Raw genomic sequence first — 21,016 nt, 5'->3', positions numbered from 1 at the left:
CCGACGACGCCATCGCATTGCGGCGGGCCAGCGCTGTCCGCCGACGCCTCGCGGGAGGAACGAATCGTGCAGACCAAGGCCGCCCTTCTCCACGAACCGGGCCAGGACTGGGCCATCGACGAGATCGACGTGGGCGATCCGGTCGCCGGGGAGGTGCAGCTGCGGCTCGCCGCGACCGGCCTCTGCCACTCCGACGAACACCTGCGAACCAACGCGATGCCGGTACCGCTCTACCCGGTGCTCGGCGGCCACGAAGGGGCGGGCGTGGTCACCAAGGTCGGCGCCGGGGTCACCGGCCTGCAGGAGGGCGACCACGCGGTGCTCGGGTTCATCCCGGCCTGCGGGGTGTGCCGTCCGTGCTCGGCGGGCATGCAGAACCTCTGCGACCAGGGCGCCGGGCTGCTCACCGGGCAGGCCATCTCCGACGGCACCCACCGGGTGACGCACCGCGGGCGGCCGGTGGCGCCGATGTGCCTGCTGGGCACGTTCGCGCCGTACGTGACGGTCAACCAGTCCAGCGTCATCCGGATCGAGGACGACATCCCGCTGGAGACCGCGGCGCTGCTGGGCTGCGGCGTGTCCACCGGCTGGGGGTCGGCGACGGAGATCGGCGCGACGCGCCCCGGCGACACCGTGGTGATCGTCGGCGCGGGCGGCATCGGCATCAACGCCGTGCAGGGCGCCGCCGCCGCGGGCGCGCGGTTCGTGGTCGCGGTCGACCCGGTGGAGTTCAAGCGGCAGAAGGCCGTCGAGTTCGGCGCCACGCACACCTTCGCCTCGATGGCGGCGGCGCTGGAACCGCTGCGGGACATCACCTGGGGCAGCCTGGCGCACACCACGATCCTCACCGTCGGCGAGCTCCAGGGCGATCAGCTGGCCGAGGCGCTGGCGATCACCGGCAAGGGCGGGCAGGTGGTGGTGACCGCGCTCGCCGACATGACCGCCACCGACGCGAAGATCGGCATGTTCGAGCTGACGCTGCTGCAGAAGCGCATCCAGGGCGCGATCTTCGGCGGGGCGAGCCCGCGCACCCAGGTGCCGCGGCTGCTGGAGCTGTACCGGCAGGGCCGGTTGAAGCTGGACGAGCTGGTGACCCGCACCTACTCGCTCGACGAGATCAACAAGGGCTACGAGGACATGCGGGAGGGCAAGAACCTGCGCGGCCTGGTCCGCTACACCGACGCGGACTGGTGAGCCGCCGCACGACACCGGGCCTGCCGCACGTGTGCGGCAGGCCCGTTCTCCGTCGTGCCCCGGGGCGCTCCCGCTACGCCGGGTCGCCCGCCCACCGGTGCAGCGCTTCCGGCAGACCGGGCGCACCGGCGGCGTCCGCGGCCCAGGCGACGATCCCGTCGGGCCGCACCAGCACCCCGACCGGCCGGCCGGGCGCGTCCGGTGCGTCGGGCCCAGCCGGTGCGTCGGGCCCAGCCGGTCGGCCGGGCGCGTCCGGGACCGCGCGCACCCGCCCGGCCCACGGCTCGGCGAACCCGGCGAACTCGCCGTCCGCGGTGCGGTCGAGCAGCAGGAACCCACCGTCGTGCCCGTGGTCGACCAGCCGCGTCCCGTCCGCCAGCGGCAGGTCCGGGGCGAACCGGCCGAGCAGCGGGTGCTCGCCCGGCAGCTCGACGCGCTGCGCGACGCCGGAGCTGCGCTCCACGGCCCAGGTCGCGCCGTCGCGGGTGCGCAGCAGCGCGGTGACGACCTCGCGGAGCGCGGCGGACTTCGGGTCGCCGCGCAGCATCCCGGTCTGCGCCCGCGTCCAGTCCAGCACCCGGGCGCCGAGCGGGCGGCGTTCCGCGTCGTAGCCGTCCAGCAGCCCGTCCGGCGCCCACCCGGCGACGACGGCGCCGAGCTTCCAGCCGAGGTTCATCGCGTCCCCGACCCCGAGGTTGAGCCCCTGCCCGCCGAACGGCGGGTGCACGTGCGCGGCGTCGCCCGCCAGCAGGACCCGGCCGGAGCGGTAGGTCGCGGCCTGCCGGGCGTTGTCGCTCCAGCGGGTCGCCGGGCCGTGCAGCGCGGTGAGCGTGACGTCGGTGCCGGAGATCCGCCGCAGGCAGGACTGCACGTCCGCGAGCTCGACCGGCGCGGTGCGGTCGGCGGGGCCGCCGTCGAACTCGGCGGTGGTGATCCGCCCGGGCTGCGGGCCGCACCGGTACACGCCGCGGTCGGTCCAGGTCCACCCCTCGGCGAGCAGGTCGGGCTCGGCGATGTCGGCGACGGCCAGGTATCCGGTGAATTCCGGGTCGGTGCCGGGGAAATCGATGCCGGCGAGGCGGCGGACCGTGCTCCGACCACCATCGCACCCGACGGCCCACCGGCTCCGGACCGGCCCGGCGGTGGTGCCGAGGAGCACTTCGCCTCCGGTGTCCGCGAGTTCGGTGACCTCGACGCCGCGGCGCACCGGCACGCCGATCCGTGCCAGGTGGTCGGCCAGCAGCCGTTCCAGTTCGCGCTGCGGCACCAGCCAGGTGTCCGCGGCGGCGCGGTGCGCGGCGAGCCCGGGACTCGTCCAGTCCACCAGGTCGGGTTCGAGGACGACGCCGGCGAAGTGCCCGGTGAACCGCGCGCCGCTCAGCACCGGGGCGCCGGTCCGCGCGCGCACCTCCCGCTGCACCTGCCGGGCGGCGGGGAGCAGGCCGCGGCGGTCGAGGGCTTCGGCGGTGGGCACGTTGATGGCGGCGGCCTTCATCGCCTCGTCCGGTTCGGTGCGCCGCTCCAGCACCAGCACCGCGGCTCCGGCGAGCGCCAGTTCCGCGGCGAGCACCAGTCCCACCGGTCCGGCTCCGACCACCACGACGTCCGCATCAGGTTCAGTCACGAACACCGTTCTACGGACGAACGGTGTTCGCGTCAAGCTAGGGTGACCGGGTGAACCCGAGAGACCGGCGCGCGGCGCGCCACCAGCCGTCCGAGCCGGGCGGCACCGATCCCGCACCCCGGCGCCGCGCGCTCCCGATCACCGTGGAGCAGGTCGTCGACACCGCGCTCGGCCTGGTCGCCGCGGACGGCTACGAAGCGCTGACCATGCGGCGGGTGGCGGCCGCGCTCGACACCGGACCCGCCTCGCTCTACGCCCACGTGGTCAACAAGGCCGACCTGGACGAGCTGCTCATCGGACGGCTGTGCGCCGAGATCGCACTCCCCGAACCCGCCCCGGACGCGTGGCGGGACCAGTTGCGCGATGTCTGCGCCCAGCTGCGCGACCAGTACCTGAAGTACCCGGGGCTCTCCCGCGCCGCGCTCGCCGCGGCCCCCACCGACCGCCAGGTGGCGCGGGTCGGCGAAGGCCTGCTGGCCCTCGCGCTCGCCGGTGGCGCGTCCCCGCAGGACGCGGCCTGGGCCGTCGACGCGCTGGTGCTGTACGTGGCGGCCTACTGCTTGGAGAGGTCGATCGCGCAGCGCAAGGCCGTGCACGAGGACGCCGCGTGGGTGCTGGACCGGGAGGAGCTGCGGCGCAGGCTCACCGCGCTGCCCGCCGCGGACTTCCCGCACACCACGCGGCACGCCGCGGAGCTCACCGGCGGGGCCGGGCACGACCGGTTCGACTTCACGATCACCCTGCTCATCAACGGACTCGGGCACCGCTGACGCTCTCAGCTCGCGCTGCGACGGAGCCGGGACCTCCGCGCTCCGGGGCCGATTTCCCGATTCCACCAAGGGAGATGACACCATCCGGGCGAGAAGACCGCCGCGAGCCCGCGGCATGCGCAGCGCTCGGCTCGGCGACCGCGAGCCGGGAGGAACGGCCGCACCCGGTCCAACGGCGCCGCGCTCCCCCGTCCGGTCGTCGAACCCCGGCGCGATCGGACCAGCGGGCGGGACCCGTTCCGCCGCCGTGGAACGCGCTCGGGCATGATCCGGATCATGCCGATCTTCCTCGCGTCCGGCGCCGTCGCCGGTGCGCCGCCCGCGGTCGCGCAGGCCGCGCCGACCGATCCGATGCGCGTCGTGTTCGTGCTCGTGCTGGTGCTGCTGGGAATCGCCCTGGTGCTCGTGCTGCTGAGCAAGTGGCTGCGGTGGCGGCAGGGCTTCAGCGCCCCGCGCCAGCGCGAGCTGCTGTGGGCGATTCCGGTGGCCGCGGACATCCAGCAGGCGGTGCGGGAGCTGGTGCGCGCCGACGACCGGGTGCAGGCGGTGAAGGTGCTGCGCGAAGCGATCCCCGCGGTGTCGCTGCTGCAGGGCAAGCTGCTGGTGGACCGGCTCGCCGAGCACGAGCACCCCACGAGCTACGCCGAGGTGGTACGGGACCTGCGCGAGCGCGAACCGCAGCTGGCGGAGCGGTTGCGGCCGCTGATCGAGCACAAGGCGGAGCTCGAAGTGGTGCGGCTGCTGCGCGAGCAGCTGGGGCTGGACCTGCGCATCGCGGGCGAGCTCGCCAAGTCCATGCAGGAGTGATTCCCCGCGGTGGCGCGGGAATCCGGCGCGAACCGGGTTCCCGCGCCCCGCTCAGCCGGGACGAGCGCTCACCGGGCGAGGATGGCGCGCAGCGCGTCGCGCAGCGCCGCCTCCGGATCGGCGGGCAACCGGTGCGCGCGCCAGCCGATGTGCTTGTCCGGCCGCACCAGCAGCACCCCGTCCTCGTCGACCTCCCGCAGCCGCGCCCAGTCGAAGTACAGGTCGGTGACCTCGCGGCCCGGCCCGATCACCACCGCCTCGACCGGCACGCCCAGTTCGTGCCCGACCTTGTCCGCGGCGTCCTTCCACGCCTGCCCGGTGATGCCGGTGAGCAGCGTGAAGCGGGTGGCGGGCGCGAGGTCGTGGGTGGAGTACCGGCGGGAGCGATCCCCGACCCACGCGTGCGGCAGCCGCGAGCCGGGAACGGTCGAGGGCTGGTAGTACAGCTCGGGATCGCGGTCCGGCTCGGGCCGGGTGGAACCGTCCGAGACCACGGCGCCGGATTCGTAGAACTGGCCCATCTCGACGCCGTGCGCGTTGAACTCGTAGTCCTTGACCTCCATCGCGCGCTGCAGCGCCGCGCGCTTGGCGGCGCCGTCCGGGGTGGCGTCCTTGCGCTGCTCCATGTTGGCGAGCAGCTGCTCCTCCGGGCCGGGCTCGGCGATGTCGAGCGCTTCGAAGAACTGCGCGAACTCGCGACCGGACTTGTTGGCGCGCAGCACGATCTGCTCGGCGACGGGGGCGCGCTCGGCCGTGTAGCTGTCCAGCAGCCGCTCCCCCGCTTGCCCGCGCAGCACGGCGGCGAGCTTCCAGGCGAGGTTGTAGGAGTCCTGCACGGAGGTGTTGGAGCCGAGGCCGTTGCTCGGCGGGTGCTTGTGCACCGAGTCCCCGGCGCAGAACACCCGGCCGGACTGCAACCGGGTCGCGTACTGCTCGTTGTTGCCCCACAACGAGGTTCCGGTGATCTCGACGTCCAGTTCGGGCAGCCCGAGCAGCTTGCGCACGATGGCGGTGGCACCCGCCTCGTCGAGCACCGGTGGTTCGCCGCGCACGTCGTAGCCGCTGACGATCATCCACTCGTTCCAGGGCCGGACCATCCGCACCGCGCCGGTGCCGATGCCGCCGACGTTGGTGCCGGGCTGCACCACCCAGTACAGGACCGAGGGGCGGTGCGCGACGTGCTCGGCGAGGTCGGCGGTGAAGGTGATGTTCAGCGACCCGGCGATGTCGAGCTCGCCGCGCATCGGCAGCTCGACGTCGGCGGCGACCCGGGACCGCGCGCCGTCGGCGCCGATCAGGTACTTCGCCCGGATGTCGTACTCCTGGCCGGTGAACCGGTCGCGGACGCGCGCGGTGACGCCGTCGGCGTCCTGCCGCAGCGACAGGTACTCGGTGGCGAACCGGGTCTGGGTCCCGCGTTTGGTGGCGTTCTCGACCAGGATCGGTTCGAGGTAGGTCTGCGGGATGTCGCAGTTCCACGACGGGGAGGCGAGCTCGTAGTCGGCGTGCCGCGCGGGATGGGTGCCCCAGGTGCGGATGCGGCCGAGCTCCTCCCCGGCGATGGCGGTGCAGAAGACGGTGTCGCCCATGAGCTCGTGCGGCGTGGCTTCGGCGATCACCTGCTCCTCGACGCCGACGTCGCGGAAGATCTCCATGGTGCGCTGGTTGGTGATGTGGGCGCGCGGGGTGTTCGCGGTCCACCGGTGCTTGGTGACCATCACGTTGTCCACGCCGAGGGTGGACAGGAACAGCGCCGCGGACGCGCCCGCGGGGCCGGATCCGATGATGAGCACCTCGGTCTGCACCGGGTCCGGCCGGGTGGCCGCCTGCTGGTCGGGAACCGTCATCTGCTTCCTTAGCGCTGGGCGCGGGCACGCGTGTCCGCACCTGGGCGCGATCCCGGCGGGGCCGGGGTCGCCGGGCCGGTGCGGCGGCCCGAGTTCGCGGCTGATTACAGCCGCAGCCCGGCAGTCGATCAAGGCCTCGGCGGCGACCGGCGGCCGAATGTCCATTGTGGACCCGATTCGGACATCTTCCGGGAAAGCAATTTCTGCACGAAACGACGCGATCGCGGCCGCGGACCCGCGCCACCGACCCGCGAGCGTGATCCTGACCACGGCGCAGGCCGGAGCCGACCTTGACCGCCGCTCCGCCGCGCTGCTACACCTTAATCAGGAACCCTGATTCATGTGAGGTGGCGGATGAGCGCAGCGGTGGACCACGAACAGCGGCCCGGAGCACCCGAACCGTGGGGCGACACCGTCCTGGTGGAGTTCGACGAGGGCATCGCCTGGGTGACGCTCAACCGCCCGGACAAGCGCAACGCGATGAACCCGGCGCTCAACGACGAGATGGTCCGCGTGCTCGACCACCTCGAAGGCGACGACCGCTGCCGGGTGCTGGTGCTGACCGGTGCCGGTGAGTCGTTCTCCGCGGGCATGGACCTCAAGGAGTACTTCCGCGAGGTCGACGCCACCGGCAGCACCGCCGTGCAGACCAAGGTCCGCCGCGCCAGCGCCGAATGGCAGTGGAAGCGGCTCGCGCACTGGATCAAGCCGACCATCGCGATGGTCAACGGCTGGTGCTTCGGCGGCGCCTTCACCCCGCTCGTCGCCTGCGACCTCGCCATCGCCGACGAGCGGGCCAAGTTCGGCCTTTCCGAGGTGAACTGGGGAATTCCGCCCGGTGGCGTCGTCAGCAGGGCGCTCGCCGCCACCGTCAGCCAGCGCGACGCGCTCTACCACATCCTCACCGGCGAGCCCTTCGACGGCACCGAGGCCGCGCGGATGCGACTGGTCAACGAAGCGGTGCCCGCCGAACGGCTGCGGGAGCGGACCCGGGAACTCGCGATCAAGCTCGCCGGGATGAACCAGGTGGTGCTGCACGCCGCGAAGGTCGGCTACAAGGTCGCCGCGGACATGCCGTGGGACCAGTCCGAGGACTACCTCTACGCCAAGCTCGACCAGTCCCAGTTCGCCGACCAGGCCGGGGCGCGCGCGCAAGGACTGAGCAGGTTCCTGGACGAGAAGACCCACCGCCCGGGCCTGGGCTCGTTCGACTCCAGCAGGTAGCACTCGCCCGCCGTGGCGCGAGATCCTCCTGACGCGCCCGGCGGGCGCTCGGCGAAAGGTGCACCGTTGCGAAACCAGGGGCTCGGCTCCTGGCCCGATCGGCGGGCCAGGATGACACCGCACCGCATCGCCCTGCGCCACGGCGATCGCGCCACCAGCTACGCCGAACTCGCCGAGCAGGTGCGGCGGCTCGCGCACGGGCTGCGCCGCGCCGGCGTCCGGCAAGGCGACCGGGTGGCCTACCTGGGGCCGAACCATCCGGCGTACCTGGAGGTCCTGTTCGCCTGCGGCCGGATCGGCGCGGTGTTCGTACCGCTGAACTTCCGGCTCACCGCACCGGAACTGGACGTGGTGCTCGCCGACGCGGCGCCGGTGCTGCTGGTGCACACCGCCGAGCACGCCGCCACCGCCGCGGCGCTCGCCACCGATGCCCGCCGCGTTCCGGTCGATCCCGCCGGCCGCGTGCAGCTGGCGGGCGAACCGGACCGGGTGGACCAGCCGGTGCACCCGGACGACCCGTGCCTGATCATGTACACCTCCGGTTCCACCGGGCGCCCGAAGGGCGTGGTGCTCACGCACGGGAACCTCACCTGGAACTGCGTCAACGTGCTGGTGGAGACCGATCTGGCCGCCGACGAGCGCGCGCTGGTCACCGCTCCCCTGTTCCACGCCGCCGCGCTCGGCATGGTGTGCCTGCCGACGCTGCTCAAGGGCGGCACGGTGGTGCTGCACTCCGCGTTCGACCCGGGCGCGGTGCTGGCCGCGGTCGACGGCGGCGGGATCACGCTGATGTTCGGGGTGCCCGCCATGTACGACGCGCTCGCCGCGCACGAGCGGTGGGCGGCGACCGACCTGTCCCGCGTGCGCACGCTGCTGTGCGGCGGAGCTCCGGTGCCGACCCGGACGATCGAGCGGTACCTGGCGCGGGGACTGAGCTTCGTGCAGGGCTACGGCATGACCGAGGCCGCGCCCGGCGCGCTGCTGCTGGACCGCGAGCACGCGACCGGCAAGATCGGCTCGGCCGGGGTGCCGTCGTTCTTCACCGACGTGCGCGTCGTCGACGGTGACGGCACCGAGGTCGCGCCGGGCGAGCGCGGCGAGGTCGTGGTGAGCGGGCCGAACGTGATGCCCGGGTACTGGGGACTGCCCGCGGAGACCGCCGAAGTGCTGCGGGACGGCTGGTTCCACTCCGGCGATGTGGCCACTGTGGACGGAGACGGCTACGTGCGGATCGTGGACCGGATCAAGGACATGTTCATCTCCGGCGGGGAGAACGTGCACCCGGCCGAGGTGGAGAACGAGATCCACGGCTTCCCCGGCGTCGCGGCCTGCGCGGTGATCGGGGTGCCGGACGCGCGGTGGGGCGAGGTCGGCCGCGCCGTGGTCGTCCCCGAGGACGGCGCATCGGTCGACGCGGAGGAGCTGCTGGCGCACCTGCGCGGCAGGCTCGCCGGGTACAAGGTCCCGCGCTCGGTGCGCTTCGCCGCCGCGCTGCCCACCACCGGCTCCGGCAAGATCCGCAAGGCGGAGGTCCGCGAGCTGCACGGCGGCTGACCGGCCCGTCCACCCGCGCTCCGGGACGAACGGACCGGCCGACCGATCAGAACGGGTAGCCGGGTGCCTGGCGGCGGAGGGTGAGCCACTGGGTCTCGGTGAACGCCTCGCTGTTGGCGCGCGCACCGCCGACCCGGGACGAGCCGGACGCGCCGACACCGCCGAAGGGAGCCCCGGCGTCGTCGTTGAACGTCTGGTCGTTGATGTGCACCTGCCCGGACGGGATCCGGTCCGCGAGGGCCATCGCCTCGCCCAGGTCGTTGCCGAGCACGCCGAGGCTCAACCCGAACTCGCTGTCCGCGGCGAGCGCCACCGCCTCGTCCACGTCGGCGAACGGGCGCACGCAGGCCACCGGCCCGAACACCTCGGCGGCGTAGGCGGGCGTGTCGTCGGTGCAGTCGGCGAGGACCGTGGGCCGGTGGAACAGCCCCTCGTGCGTGCCGCCCGCGACGAGCCGCGCGCCGGAGTCGGCGCTGCGCCGCACCAGGTCCTGGGCGTGGTCCAGCTGCCCGCGGTCGATGATCGGCCCGAGCTGCACGTCCTCCCGGTAGCCGTCGCCGACCCGCAGCGCGTCGGCCTTCGCGGCGAGCGCTTCGACGTACTCCGGGTAGACGGATTCGTGCACCAGGTGCCTGCCGATCGCCATGCACACCTGTCCGGAGTGGATGAAGTTCCCGAACGCGCCGCAGGAGGCGGCCGCGGGCACGTCGACGTCGCCGAGCACGACGAGCGCGCTGTTGCCGCCGAGCTCCAGGTGGGTGCGGGTGAAGGTGCGCGCGGCCTGCGCCCCGATCGCCCGGCCGGCCGGGGTGGACCCGGTGAACGACACGATCCGCACTTCCGGCGCGTCGATCAGGGCGCTGCCGACGTCCACACCCCCGGGCAGCAGCTGCAGCACTCCGGGTGGCAGCCCCGCTTCCTCGAAGATCCGAGCGATCACGACGCCGCCGCAGACCGCGGTGCGCGGGTCGGGCTTGAGCAGCACCGCGTTGCCGAGCGCCAGCGCGGGCGCGACGGAGCGGATGGACAGGATCAGCGGGAAGTTGAACGGGGAGATGACGGTGACGACGCCGGCGGGCACCCGGCGCTGCACGCTGACCCGCGGCATCGGCGAGTGCAGCAGTTCGCCGTGCGGGGCGGTGGCCAGCGCGGCGGCCTCGGTGCACTCGGCGGTGGCGGCGGCGGTCTCGATGCCGGTCTTGAACCGGGTGGAGCCGGATTCGCGCACGATCCAGTCGCCGATCTCGGCGGCGTGCCGTTCGAACAGGGCGGCGGCGCGGGTCAGCACCGCGGCGCGGTCGAACGGGGAGGCGGCGGCCCAGTCGCGCTGGGCCGCGGCGGCGCGGCTCGCGGCTTCGGCGGCGTCCCGCGGCCCGGCCTGGCCGACTTCGCCGAGGACGTCGCCGGTCGCGGGCTCGACGGCCTGCCGCGGCTCCCCTCCGGTGCCGGTGGTCCAGCCGCCGGTGAAGATCCGGCCGGTCCAGTCCGCGTCGTGCAGCAGTGCCATGATCCCACTCCCGTCCACTTTGACAGTCAGGTTTCCTGATCGTCCACCACGGCAGCGCGCGGAACAAGACGCGGTCGGCGCAACCTCCCGCGCAGCCTCAGGAGCGGCGCACCTCGGACACCGCCGCGAGCGCGCTGATGCCGTGCTCCAGCCCTTCCCGGAACGTCTCGCGCTGCCCCGGGCTGAGGTCGGCCAGCAACTCGTCCTCCAGCTCCTGCACCGCAGGGGCGCACGTCGCCAGCAGATCCGAACCGGACTGGGTGAGCGATGCCAGCAGCACGCGCCTGTTGCTCGCGCCCGGCCCGCGCGTGATCAACCCGCGCTTCTCCAGCGTCAGCACCATTTCGTGCATGGTCTGCGGCCGCAGGAACGAGCGGCGCGCGAGCTGCGCCGAGGACAGCGCGCCCTTGTTCTGCAGCACGCTCAGCGCGGTGTACTGCAGCGTGGTGAGCCCGAGCGGGCGCAGCACGTCGTCGAGCAGTGCGCGGATCACCAGCTCCAGGCGCTTGACCAGGTACAACGTCAACGGCGGACGCGGGGTCTCGGCGTCGGCCGACTCGGCCGGCCCGGAGTGCTCTGCTCGGGTGCTCACGCGCGCCATGATCTCACCTCCGCGGCGCGGGTCCAGCGGCGCCCGCACGATCGAGAACCCTGATATCGAATCAGCAATGCTGATCATCAGTGATCGCGTCTCACGCTCGTAAGTCTACTGTGGACTGATACGGTCCCGCTGCTGCCACCAGGACCATCCGCGGCGGCCGATCGGCGGAGCCGGTTCCCGCCGCTCGCGCCCTCGTCATTACTATGCGATCCGCAGCAGATCCGCTCAGTTCTCGACTCCCGGGGGTCCACTCGATGGTGAACGGCAAGGTAGTCCGGTTCGACGACGATCGCGGCTACGGCTTCCTCGCGCCCGACGACGGCGGTGAGGACGTCTTCGTGCACGCGAACGACATCCAGGACTCCAAGCAGCTGTTCCGCCCGGGTGCCCGCGTCGAGTTCGCGATCGAAGCGGGCGACCGCGGGCTCAAGGCCTCGCAGGTGCGGCTGCTGGAGGCGGCGACCGACGCCGAACCCCGCGGCCCGCGCCGCGAGCAGGAGGACGACGGGTTGTGCGACGTGCTGTCGGTGCCGGAGTTCCGCACCGAACTCACCGAGGCGCTGCTCGAAGCCGTCCCCACCCTCACGGCCGCGCAGATCGTCCAGGTGCGGCGCAAGCTGACCGACATCGCGCGCAGGCACAACTGGATCGAGGCCTGACCCCACCGCCGCCCGTGTCCCCGAGGAACGGCCCGGCACCTCGGGCCGGACGGGAGCAACGGCGCTGCCCGGCCTCGACGAGCGCCTGCGCGAGTGGTGGCCCGGCCCGCTGACCGAGCCCGGCCCGGAAGACGCCCGCCGCAGCGGCGCGGAGAATCCGGGAAGTCGCGCGGGATCGGGAACTTCCGCACTCCGCCGCCGGCCCGGGGCCCCGCGCGGCTCGCGGTGCGCGGCACCCCGGACGTCGGGCGCGCGCGGGCCACCGTCGGCTTCGGCCGAGCCGGGGACGATACTGCGGACATGCCCGAACTCGACTTCGCCGACGCCCGCCTGCACTACCGGCTCGGCGGGAACCCCGACGGACCGGCACTGCTCCTGTTGCAGGGGCAGGCGAACTCGCAGCGGTGGTGGGACGGGGTACGCACCGACTTCGAGGACGTCTACCGGACGATCACCTTCGACTACCGGGGAACCGGGTCCAGCACCGCGGCGGATGCGGACTGGACGACCCGCTCGTTCGCCGCCGACGCCGCCGCCGTGGTGCAGGCGGCCGGGTTCTCCCGCGCGCACGTGTACGGCACGTCGATGGGCGGCCGGATCGCGCAGTGGCTCGCCATCGACCGGCCCGAGCTGGTGGATCGCCTGGTGCTCGGCTGCACCACGCCCGGCGGGGAGCACGCCGTGGAACGGGACCAGCAGGTGCGGCGCTCGCTGCTGAACCCGGATTCCGCGGAGCGGCGGCGCGCGCTGTTCGAGCTGATGTACACCGACGCGTGGACCGGCTCACCGGAGGAGAGCACCGTGCTCGGCGACCCGACCATGACGGCCGCCGCCACCCGGCGGCACCTGCGGGTCAGCGCGCGGCACGACGCGTGGGACCGGCTGCCGGAGATCGCGGCACCGACCCTCGTGCTGCACGGCGACGAGGACCTGCTGGCCCCGGTCGTCAACGCGGAACTGCTGGCGCAGCGCATCCCGGACGCGACCCTGCACGTGCTGCCCGGCGCGCGGCACGCCTACTTCGACGAGTTCCGCGTGGCGGCGTCCGGGCTGGTGCGCGACTTCCTCGCCGCGGGTTCCTAACGCACGCTGCGGAAGTTGTCGGCGGGAACGTCCAGCGACTCGCCCGATTCGAACCGGACCACCACCCGGTCCGGCAGCCAGTCCACCGCGCGGACCCGCGGTTCCCGGCCGGCACCGAGTTCGAGCACCACCGGGTAGTAGTAGTCCGTGGCGTTCGGTCCGAGGCGCAGCTCGTGCACCACCCCGGTGGGCCGCACGACCCGCAGCAACCGCAGGTCGCTGGAGTAGCGCCCGCCGCCATACTCGTAGGTGATCCCCGCATCCTGGGATCGCTCCTCGTGCAGCACCCGCTCGTGCAAGGAGATCGACGACGGTCCGATGAGGACCACCGCCAGCACCACCAGCAGCGCCCCGGCGAGGAGCACGACGAGGGCGGTGCGGAAGCTCTTGCGCAGCACGGGAATCCTCCAGCGGGCGGCGGGCCGCGCGGTTCCGGCCCCCTCGGCGGATCAGCCTGCCGCAGCCGACGGTCCACGGGCCTCGGCCGATCGGCCACCCCGCCCCGGCCGAACGTTCACCGCTCCCGGCGGCGCGCGATGTTGGCGTGCTTGCGGACCGCGAACTCGTGCGCCTCGCCCAGCAGCCCCCGCACCACCGGCCAGGTCCGGTCCGGGTTGAGCACGCACAGCCAGTGCTGCCCCGCGTACACCGGGTGCGGCAGCAGCACGTCCAGCGCGGTGAGGTCGTGCGCGGCGTCGACGTCGACCAGTTCGCGGAAGCGCGCCTTCGGCAACCCGATGTTGAGCCGGTGCACGCCCGGCCGGTCCAGTTCCGACGCCGAGTCGTACGCGTCCGAGGTCACCAGCGTCGCCCACGGGAACGTCGGGTTCTCGTCGTAGTCGCCGTCCGGGTCGTGCACGGCGAACAGATCCCCGTTCGCCGCCAGCAACTTCGCCCCCGGGAAACCGGCCAGCACGGCACGGATCTCGTCGAATTCCATGCCGCCAACACAGCACATCATCGCCGCGGAATGTGCGGATCAAGTGATGCGGATCACCGAACTCTCCTGTGCTCGCAACGATTCCAGCGACGAACCGCGCACGACTCGACACGACGCGGCCGCCGAGGTTCCACCGCCCGCCTCACCCGCGAGCCCGGCCACGACGCCGCCGGGCCCAGGTGAGTGGCCCACCGGCCCCACCGCACTGGGCGAGTGGCCTACTCACCCGACGACCCCTCCAGGTGAGTGGCCCACCCGCCCAACGCGGTTGGTCGAATGGGCCACTCACCTGCCGTGGAATACGCGCCGTCGCCGCGACCGAACCCGATCCGCTGCTACTTCCTCGCCCGGGAGGCGCAGCCGATGCAGGTTGCGGCGGCGGGCAGGGCCGCGAGGCGTTCGTCGCCGATGGGGGCACCGCAGCGCTCGCAGCAGCCGTAGGTGCCGTCCTCGACGCGCACGGCCGCCCGGTCCAGCTCCACCAGCTCGCGCCGGGCGTCGTCGAGCAACCCCTGCACCTGGGCGCGCTCGAACGCGATCGTCTGCCCCTCCGGGTCGTGCTCGTCATCGGCGCCGGTCCACGACGACACCTCCCGGATCTCCCCCAGCTGCCGCCGCAACGCGCCGATCCGGGCTTCCACCTCGGCCCGGGCCTCGGACAGGGCCGCAGCCGCATCCCATTCAGCCACGCCCGGCGCAACGCCTCCGACACGGACGGCATTCCGCTACCGGCAGCCGGGCGGCTCCGGCACGTACCACCTGTTTTCCCGGGGGAAGTCCGGCGGACTGAGTCGGGGCGTTCGGAAACCGAGGCGGACTCCAGGCGCACGAATCACCCGACTCCGATCATGCCGGTCAAAGCAACCCTGCTTCGCCGCCTCCGCGAACGCGGACACATCGATGCGCAAGACCGGCCCCGCCGATCCCTTCGAGTCCCGCACCGAAACCGAGATCCGCCGAAACCTCAATGATTCCTAGACGGCTCGAGAGGACATCAAGATATTTTTCTCCGCAATGTTCAGTAGTAGAAATCAAGCAACTCCTGTATGGCATCGATCAATATCAACCTTCGGCCTGCAGCGCCTTGTCTGACATCCAGATCTTCTATCATCCGAAGCAACTCCGACCGAATAAAGGTATCCCCATCAAGCATTTGATCAGCAGCGGCCTCATCCACCAAAGAGAGGTAACGGGCCAAAACATTCGCCAGCGTCGAATCAGGCCCCTCGTCAGGGGTCGACTCAAAACTATCAGCAATATACCGCTCCGGATTGGACAACGACCAGCCTACGACACTTCCGCGCGAAGCAACCAAGGAAAGCGAAGGAGTGACGACCAGTTCTTGATCAATACTCTTGAACTCGAGAGAAGTCCGCCACAAGCCCGCCAATAGATCACCAGAGGGAGATATGCAACGAAGGGAAGCAGAAGGCATATTACATACCCGCCCTTCAGCTGGAATCGAGAGATCAGCCTGGGAACTCCGCGAAGCGGAGCTGCCGCTCCAGCAATAACCTTCCGCAGAATTGTTATCCGGCAACCTGAGGATCAGGCTCGACAAGACTCCGGTCGACGGATCGAAGCGAACCTCGTCTCCTTCACCCGGATACCATTGCCCACTCCCAGCAGTTTCAAGGAAATGGGACTCATGTTCACTCGCAGAATAATACGGCCCCACTGAAACGGAAAGACTGGAAACAAAGAACTTCGGCAACTGAGGCAACGGCCCCTCTAGCCGAAACTCGATGGAATTCGTGGCATCACCTGGAAGTATTAGCATGTCAGCTCCCCGGACGAATCTGGATAGCAGGAGCCAGCGTTCCTCCATCAGGTCGTGGAACGCTACCGTTCACAAGCGCCTCGTGCGTGATCGGAATTCCTGGATCGCTCGGCTCTCCACCGTAAATGCTAGCCCCGCTTTCCCCTCGTGGCCCTGAGGGGCCGTAGCTGGTCACGACCTGACCAGTTCGAGCACCACTGCCTTCTGTGATGACAACATCTCCGTCTCCCCGAAAGATGAATCGGTTGCCCGTTCCGGTTGAAGCGTAGACAGCATCCGGTCTAGCCAGAATCTGTTGCTCCAGCTCCGCGGAAAGCCTGCCGTGGTAGTTGGGTGCACGGCGAACGGTCCCTTGCTCCGCGTTCGAACTGATTTTATCCGCGCGCTTGCCAGCCTTCTTGCAGTCGACCGCTAGGCCAAGCGGATCCATGGCTTCGTGCGGGTTCTCGACGTACCTGTGCGGGTTCGGCCCTGCCGCCAACCCGAGCGGGTCGATGCTCCCGTACCGCCCCGTAGCCGGGTCGTAGTGGCGGTGGAAGTTGTAGTTGAGGCCGGTTTCCGGGTCGGCGTACTGGCCGGGGAAGCGCAGCGGCGTGTACGCGCCCGTGCGGCTGTGGTCGAGGGTGCGGCCCCACAGCGTGGTCCGGTGGAACCAGGCCACGCCACCCTGATCGTTGATCAGCTCCGCCGGAGAGCCGACCAGGTCCGTGACGATCGAGTAGAACTGCTGGTCCACCCACTGCTGCGGCGCATGACGCAACGGCGCGCGTTCCCGCTGGGCCAGCGGGCGGAACGAGCCGGGTTCGTAGTCCCAGACCGTCACGTGCAGGTCGGCGAACTCCGGGCCGCCGACGCCACCGGGACCGGCTCCACCGCTGCGGGCCTGTTCGGCGAGCACCACGCCGTCCCAGGTGAAGTCGACCTGTTCCAGCACCCGGTCGCCCGGGCCGAGGCGCTGCTTGGCGACGCGGCGGCCCAGCGGGTCGTAGCGGTAGCGCCAGCGCGAGCCGTCGGGGGTGAGCACTCCGGTCAGCCGGTCGTCGGCGTCCCAGAAGTACCGCCAGGTGTCGGGCTTGTGCGACAACCGCCGGCGCTGGCGCAGGATCATGCGGCCTTGGTCGTCGTGCTCGTAGCGCACCGAACCGGCCCGGCGCACGAGCGTGCCGGAGTACTCGCGGTCTCCGACGGCGTCGGCGTCGGGCGAACCCGCGGGCACCGGCCACGCCGCATCGGTGACGTTCCCGGCGGCGTCGTAGGTGTAGCGCTCGGTCCAGCCGCCGGCCTGCACGGTGGTGACGCGGCCCGCGCGGTCGAGTTCGAAGGTGCGGGGGCCGGTGAGCGTGTCGTCGACGCCGGTCAGCAGGCCGTCTGCCCGGTAGCGGTAGGAGCGCTGCTGGACCTGGTGCCCGGTGGCTCCGGTGATGTGCTGCGCCAGCAGCTGGTGGTTGGCGTCCCAGTGCTGGGTGAGCACGGCGTTCGCGCCGAGCGCGCGGGAGGTCTCGTGCCCGGCGGCGTCGTAGTCGAAGCGCAGCGTCCGGCCGCCCGCGTGCAGCGCGGTGGGCTGGTGGGCGGTGTTGAACTCCCAGGTGCTCTCCGCGCCGGACGGCGTCCTCCGCCGCACGCGCCGACCGAGCGCGTCGTAGGCGGAGTGCACGGTGCGTCCGTTGACGCTCTCCGCCAGCACCCGCCCGGCGGCGTCGCGCTGGAAGCGGATCTGGGTGTCGGAGTCCATCGCCTCGGCGAGTCGCCCGGCCAGGTCGTAGGTGAACGTCGTCGTGGCGCCGGGGGTGCGGCGTTCGATGACGTCGCCGAGGACGTTGCGCACGAACGTGGTGGTCTCGCCGACGCCGTTGGTGCGTTCCAGCAGCTGCCCGGCCGCGTCGTGCCGGTAGCCGACCTGGCGGCCGTTGAAGTCGGTCTCGCGCACGAGGTTCCCGGCTTCGTCGTAGTCGTAGCGCCAGACGAGCCCCTGCTCGTTGGTGACGCTGGTCAGCCGCAGTTCGGTGTCGTAGCCGAACTCCAGCCGGGTGCCGTCGGGCCGCACTTCCGCCGAGGGCAGGTCGAAGTGGGTGACTTCGGTGTGGGTGGCCTGGCCGAGCGCGTCGACGTGGGTGCGGAGGTTGCCTTCGCCGTCGTAGAGCCACCGCTCCGTGGCGCCGTCCGGCAAGGTGCGCCACGCGGGTTCGCCGTCGATGGTCCAGCCGAACCGGGTCGTGCCGCCGAGCGGATCGACCACGGCCGACGCCCGGCCGAAACCGTCCCGCTCGTACCGGGTCGTCGCCCCCGCGGCGTCGATGATCGACAGCGGCAGCCCGGCCGCGTCCGTTTCGATGCGGCGCACTCCGCCCAGCGCATCGGTGATCGCGGTGAGGTGGCCGTGCTCGTCGTAGGTGTAGGTCGTCGCCGCGCCCAGCGGGTCGAGCAGCCGCGTCAGGTTGCCGCGCTCGTCGTACTCGCGGCGGGACACCGTGCCGTCCGGGGCGATCACCGTGGTCGGCAGCCGCAGCTCGTTGTATTCGAAGCGGGTCTGCGAACCGTCGGGGCGGGTCGCGGCCAGCAGGTTGCCGATCTCGTCGTACTCGTAGCGCACGGTGCGCCCGAGCGGATCGGTCCGCGACAGCAGCCGGTCGAACTCGTCCCACTCGGAGCGGACCTCGTGCCCCGCGGGGTTCACTTCGCGGATCGTCTGGCCGCGTTCGTTGAGGTGGTAGGTGGTCCGCTGCCCCAGCGAGTTCGTCCAGCTCGTCACCCCGTCCTCGTAGGACATGGTGCCGCTGAAGAAACCACCGGAGCCGTCGGCCTGCACGACGCGGCCTTCGTGGTCGTAGCCGTAGCGGTACCAGGCGCCGTTGCGGTCGGTCCAGCTCGTGATCCGGCCCGTGTCGTCGTAGGTGAACGTCAGCGGCGTGCCGGAGGCGTTGGTGACCTCGGTGAGCCTGCGGCCGGTGTAGCCGTAGCGCACCAGCTGGAGGTCGTCGCCGTCGGCCGCCTCCCGCAGGTGCAGCGCGGTGATCAGGCCGTCCTCGGAGTCGACGCGGATGCGGTAGCCGCCGCTGTGCCGGATCTCCAGCGGAGTTCCGGCCGCGTCGCGGTCGAAGTCGATGCGGTGCCCGTTGCGGTCGGTGATCGCCAGCAGCGGCAGCACCGCGCGCCCGACGCCGACGCCGAAGTGCAGCGTGCGGCCCTGCTCGACGTCGGTGATCGTGAATCCGTCCGCGGTGCGGGTCAGGGCGCGGCGCGGGCCGGTGCGCGGCAGCACCGGCGAGTCGTCGGCGGGCAGCGGGTAGAACAGCAGCGTGCCGTCGTCGGCGGCGAGCGACACCTCGTTCCCGTCGACCTCCAGCCGCTGGTCCACTGTGGACGACCAGCTCGGGCCGAAGTGCCGCCCCACGCGGTACGACGACAGGTGCGTCCGGTGCAGCACCAGCGGCAGCACGCCCGCCAGCTCCACGTCGGTCTGCGCGAGCACCATGTCGCCGCTGGCCACGTCGATCGGGTCGCCGCAGGTGTTCTTGTCCTTGTCCGGCACGCGTTCGGCGTCGGCACCGCGGTTGTTGCCCTGGATCGACGAGTCGCCGGGGGAGCCGGTGCGGCCGGACGGCGATGTTCCGCTCGGACCGCCGGGCGTGTCGGCGCCGGACGGCTTGGTGCTGTCCGGGCCGGAACCGCCGAGGTCCGGGCCGGTCTGGTGCCCGTTGCTCGACGGCGGTGCGCTGGCGCTGCCGGTGGACGCCGGGCCGGAGCCCCCCGGCCGCCCGGCCTGCGCCGTCTGCCGGATGCTGTCCTGCGCGCCGGAGACGCTGCTGCTCGCGTCGATGTTCCCGTGCCGCTGCGACGGCCTGCTCGGCGCATCACCACCGCCATCGCCGTTCCCACCGCGAGGTCTCCTGGCCACAATCCCGCCTTAACGTAGGTCCGGTGCGAATCCCGGTCAGCCGTCGATGAGCTTGGTGAGGTTGGTCAAGCTGTCGATCAGGTCGCCGATGTAGCCGGTGATCTTCCCGACCCACTTGACCACGGCGGACGCGATCTGCGCGGCCACGACCGGGATGGTCACCACGAAGATCGCCTCGGCCGCCCACACGATGACCCGCGCCACCAGGTCCGCGATCAGGTCCCGCACCATGTCGCGGGTCATCTGGACCAGGCCGCCGGCGCCCTCGGTCGCGGCGGCCATCGCGGCGGAGGTGGCGCCGAGGCCGCCGACCGCGTCCACGTTCGCGCCCATCATGTCGCGGTAGGCGTCGGCGGCCTCCCCTTCCCAGCCGGGCAGGTCGCGTTCCAGGTCCGCCTTCAGGTCTTCGGACATCGAGGCCAGTTCCGCGGCCATGTTCGTCCACGTGCCGGCGTGGGAGGCGACGACGTCGGGCATGCCGGTGAGTTCGTCGAGCATTTCCCGCAAGGGCTCGAAGTGCTCCATCGCCCAGCCCAGGCCGTTGGACAGCAAGGTGCCGAACGGGTCGAGCACGGCGGAGGCGACCTCCAGGCCGACTCCGACGCCCGACAGCACTCCGCTGGTCCAGTCGCCGCTCTGGATCGAGGTGACCAGGCCCTCGATGCTGTCGGCGGTGCTCGCCCCGGTCCACGCCTTCTGCGTCGATTCGACCGGCGCGACCAGGGAATCGTCGCTCACAGGCCACCTCCGGCGGCCCGCAGGTCGTCCCCGGTCTCGGCTTCGCGGCGGTCGTAGTCCTCGGCGGTGTCGCGCAGCGCCTGCGCGGCCTGCGCGAGGTTCTCCTCCACGAACGCGAGCAGCTCGTCCTGCTGGGTGTGCCGACCCTCCAGCACGGCGGGGATCCAGGAGCACAGCACGCCGTAGGCCTGGTCGTCCTGCGCGATGTTCGCGCTCGCCGACTTCACCGCCCCGAACCGCGCCTGGATCGCCTCGATCTTCTGCGCGTGCGCGCGCAACTGATCGGCCTCAACGCCGAACCCGTCCCCCATGGTCAGCTCCGGAAGTCCTTCGTCACGTCGTAGTCGTCGTAGTCGTCGCGCGGGGGCCGGGCGGGCCGCTCGGCGGGCTCGGCCGGGTCCGGTCCGCTGCGCAGCCGGTCGCCGAGCCGCTGCGCGATCTCCCGCCCGGCGGCGGAATCCGCGCCGAGGGTGTCGGTGACGATCTCCTGCGAGCGATCCGCCGCCTGGTTGCGCGCGGCCGCGAGGGCGGCGAGCACCGCCCGGGACACGACGTCCGGGGACTTGCGCTTGATCTCGTCGGTCAAGCGCAGGTCCACCATCGACCCGGTGGAGTCGACGGTGACCTGCGCCAGGCCCTGCGGATCGCCCGCGGTCACCCGGATCTCGCCGATCCGCTCGCTCATCGCCTGCGTGTTCGCGGCGACCTGCTCGGCGCGCTGCCGCCACGCGGCGAGCCGTTCGCGGGCGGCGTCGGGGTCGAGGACGTCCTCGTTCATCGCTGGACCACTCCG

Annotated in this window: 19 protein-coding genes; 7 read left to right on the top strand and 12 right to left on the bottom strand. The window is 71.9% G+C overall.

Annotated elements, in window-relative coordinates; all coding sequences use genetic code 11:
- The first annotated feature begins 66 nt into the window (after positions 1 to 66).
- The gene (locus ABZ805_RS02680; RefSeq protein WP_358433244.1) at positions 67 to 1,194 is read left to right on the top strand and encodes an NDMA-dependent alcohol dehydrogenase; all 1,128 of its coding nucleotides are present in this window, start codon (positions 67 to 69) and stop codon (positions 1,192 to 1,194) included.
- A 73-nt stretch (positions 1,195 to 1,267) separates the two neighbouring features.
- Here ABZ805_RS02680 and ABZ805_RS02675 read toward each other — a convergent pair whose 3' ends face one another.
- Positions 1,268 to 2,818, bottom strand: a complete 1,551-nt coding sequence (locus tag ABZ805_RS02675; protein WP_358433241.1) for an FAD-dependent monooxygenase — start codon at positions 2,816 to 2,818, stop codon at positions 1,268 to 1,270.
- Between the two features lie 50 nt (positions 2,819 to 2,868).
- Here ABZ805_RS02675 and ABZ805_RS02670 point away from each other — a divergent pair, with 50 nt between their 5' ends.
- Positions 2,869 to 3,588 carry a TetR/AcrR family transcriptional regulator C-terminal domain-containing protein gene (locus ABZ805_RS02670; RefSeq protein ID WP_358433238.1) on the top strand — a complete coding sequence of 240 codons (720 nt, stop codon included), beginning with the start codon at positions 2,869 to 2,871 and terminating at the stop codon, positions 3,586 to 3,588.
- A gap of 276 nt (positions 3,589 to 3,864) precedes the next feature.
- Complete coding sequence (locus tag ABZ805_RS02665) at positions 3,865 to 4,395, top strand: hypothetical protein (RefSeq protein WP_358433236.1); 531 nt, start codon at positions 3,865 to 3,867, stop codon at positions 4,393 to 4,395.
- A 68-nt stretch (positions 4,396 to 4,463) separates the two neighbouring features.
- Here ABZ805_RS02665 and ABZ805_RS02660 read toward each other — a convergent pair whose 3' ends face one another.
- Positions 4,464 to 6,242: an FAD-dependent monooxygenase gene (locus tag ABZ805_RS02660; RefSeq protein WP_358433233.1), complete on the bottom strand. Its 1,779-nt coding sequence runs from the start codon at positions 6,240 to 6,242 to the stop codon at positions 4,464 to 4,466.
- A gap of 354 nt (positions 6,243 to 6,596) precedes the next feature.
- On the opposite strand from ABZ805_RS02660, the gene ABZ805_RS02655 reads away from it, so the two are divergent.
- Entirely contained in the window at positions 6,597 to 7,466 is an 870-nt protein-coding gene (locus ABZ805_RS02655; RefSeq protein WP_358433231.1) for a p-hydroxycinnamoyl CoA hydratase/lyase, read from the top strand.
- A 66-nt stretch (positions 7,467 to 7,532) separates the two neighbouring features.
- A complete protein-coding gene (locus ABZ805_RS02650) occupies positions 7,533 to 9,020 on the top strand; it encodes a long-chain fatty acid--CoA ligase (protein WP_358433228.1) in 1,488 nt (495 codons plus the stop codon).
- Between the two features lie 46 nt (positions 9,021 to 9,066).
- Here ABZ805_RS02650 and ABZ805_RS02645 read toward each other — a convergent pair whose 3' ends face one another.
- On the bottom strand, positions 9,067 to 10,527 hold the full coding sequence (locus tag ABZ805_RS02645; protein ID WP_358433225.1) for an aldehyde dehydrogenase family protein: 1,461 nt from the start codon (positions 10,525 to 10,527) through the stop codon (positions 9,067 to 9,069).
- Between the two features lie 97 nt (positions 10,528 to 10,624).
- A complete protein-coding gene (locus tag ABZ805_RS02640; RefSeq protein WP_358433517.1) occupies positions 10,625 to 11,053 on the bottom strand; it encodes a MarR family transcriptional regulator in 429 nt (142 codons plus the stop codon).
- A gap of 329 nt (positions 11,054 to 11,382) precedes the next feature.
- On the opposite strand from ABZ805_RS02640, the gene ABZ805_RS02635 reads away from it, so the two are divergent.
- Positions 11,383 to 11,787 carry a cold shock domain-containing protein gene (locus tag ABZ805_RS02635; RefSeq protein ID WP_358433222.1) on the top strand — a complete coding sequence of 135 codons (405 nt, stop codon included), beginning with the start codon at positions 11,383 to 11,385 and terminating at the stop codon, positions 11,785 to 11,787.
- Positions 11,788 to 12,087: 300 nt separating this feature from the next.
- The gene (locus tag ABZ805_RS02630) at positions 12,088 to 12,870 is read left to right on the top strand and encodes an alpha/beta fold hydrolase (protein WP_358433219.1); all 783 of its coding nucleotides are present in this window, start codon (positions 12,088 to 12,090) and stop codon (positions 12,868 to 12,870) included.
- Here ABZ805_RS02630 and ABZ805_RS02625 read toward each other — a convergent pair.
- The 8 genes from ABZ805_RS02625 to ABZ805_RS02590 form a co-directional block, all read right to left on the bottom strand.
- Positions 12,867 to 13,268 (bottom strand): hypothetical protein, encoded by a 402-nt coding sequence (locus ABZ805_RS02625; RefSeq protein WP_358433217.1) that lies wholly within the window; start codon positions 13,266 to 13,268, stop codon positions 12,867 to 12,869. The two genes, ABZ805_RS02630 and ABZ805_RS02625, sit on opposite strands and share 4 nt — an antisense overlap.
- A gap of 116 nt (positions 13,269 to 13,384) precedes the next feature.
- Positions 13,385 to 13,810 carry a DUF6194 family protein gene (locus tag ABZ805_RS02620; RefSeq protein ID WP_358433214.1) on the bottom strand — a complete coding sequence of 142 codons (426 nt, stop codon included), beginning with the start codon at positions 13,808 to 13,810 and terminating at the stop codon, positions 13,385 to 13,387.
- A gap of 335 nt (positions 13,811 to 14,145) precedes the next feature.
- The gene (locus ABZ805_RS02615) at positions 14,146 to 14,499 is read right to left on the bottom strand and encodes a TraR/DksA C4-type zinc finger protein (RefSeq protein WP_358433212.1); all 354 of its coding nucleotides are present in this window, start codon (positions 14,497 to 14,499) and stop codon (positions 14,146 to 14,148) included.
- Between the two features lie 329 nt (positions 14,500 to 14,828).
- Positions 14,829 to 15,590, bottom strand: a complete 762-nt coding sequence (locus tag ABZ805_RS02610; protein WP_358433209.1) for a hypothetical protein — start codon at positions 15,588 to 15,590, stop codon at positions 14,829 to 14,831.
- A 1-nt stretch (position 15,591) separates the two neighbouring features.
- A complete protein-coding gene (locus ABZ805_RS02605) occupies positions 15,592 to 19,485 on the bottom strand; it encodes a DUF6531 domain-containing protein (RefSeq protein ID WP_358433207.1) in 3,894 nt (1,297 codons plus the stop codon).
- Between the two features lie 36 nt (positions 19,486 to 19,521).
- Positions 19,522 to 20,223, bottom strand: coding sequence for a hypothetical protein (locus ABZ805_RS02600; RefSeq protein WP_358433205.1), 702 nt, complete (start codon positions 20,221 to 20,223; stop codon positions 19,522 to 19,524).
- Positions 20,220 to 20,534: a type VII secretion target gene (locus tag ABZ805_RS02595; RefSeq protein ID WP_358433203.1), complete on the bottom strand. Its 315-nt coding sequence runs from the start codon at positions 20,532 to 20,534 to the stop codon at positions 20,220 to 20,222. The genes ABZ805_RS02600 and ABZ805_RS02595 overlap by 4 nt, the downstream gene beginning before the upstream one ends.
- A gap of 2 nt (positions 20,535 to 20,536) precedes the next feature.
- Entirely contained in the window at positions 20,537 to 21,001 is a 465-nt protein-coding gene (locus ABZ805_RS02590) for a YbaB/EbfC family nucleoid-associated protein (protein WP_358433200.1), read from the bottom strand.
- Between the last annotated feature and the right edge of the window lie 15 nt (positions 21,002 to 21,016).

The organism is Saccharopolyspora sp. NPDC047091, from assembly GCF_040643635.1.
In the GTDB taxonomy this organism is placed as follows: Bacteria; Actinomycetota; Actinomycetes; order Mycobacteriales; family Pseudonocardiaceae; genus Saccharopolyspora_C.
The sequence above is the reverse complement of the archived record's forward strand: the minus strand, read 5'-3'. Positions and strand labels throughout refer to the sequence as shown.

Coding starts and splice junctions, on each gene's coding strand:
- ABZ805_RS02665 (WP_358433236.1), top strand. CDS start 3,865: ATGCCGATCTTCCTCGCGTCCGGCGCCGTCGCCGGTGCGCCGCCCGCG.
- ABZ805_RS02660 (WP_358433233.1), bottom strand. CDS start 6,242: ATGACGGTTCCCGACCAGCAGGCGGCCACCCGGCCGGACCCGGTGCAG.
- ABZ805_RS02655 (WP_358433231.1), top strand. CDS start 6,597: ATGAGCGCAGCGGTGGACCACGAACAGCGGCCCGGAGCACCCGAACCG.
- ABZ805_RS02645 (WP_358433225.1), bottom strand. CDS start 10,527: ATGGCACTGCTGCACGACGCGGACTGGACCGGCCGGATCTTCACCGGC.
- ABZ805_RS02635 (WP_358433222.1), top strand. CDS start 11,383: ATGGTGAACGGCAAGGTAGTCCGGTTCGACGACGATCGCGGCTACGGC.
- ABZ805_RS02630 (WP_358433219.1), top strand. CDS start 12,088: ATGCCCGAACTCGACTTCGCCGACGCCCGCCTGCACTACCGGCTCGGC.
- ABZ805_RS02620 (WP_358433214.1), bottom strand. CDS start 13,810: ATGGAATTCGACGAGATCCGTGCCGTGCTGGCCGGTTTCCCGGGGGCG.
- ABZ805_RS02610 (WP_358433209.1), bottom strand. CDS start 15,590: ATGCTAATACTTCCAGGTGATGCCACGAATTCCATCGAGTTTCGGCTA.
- ABZ805_RS02595 (WP_358433203.1), bottom strand. CDS start 20,534: ATGGGGGACGGGTTCGGCGTTGAGGCCGATCAGTTGCGCGCGCACGCG.
- ABZ805_RS02590 (WP_358433200.1), bottom strand. CDS start 21,001: ATGAACGAGGACGTCCTCGACCCCGACGCCGCCCGCGAACGGCTCGCC.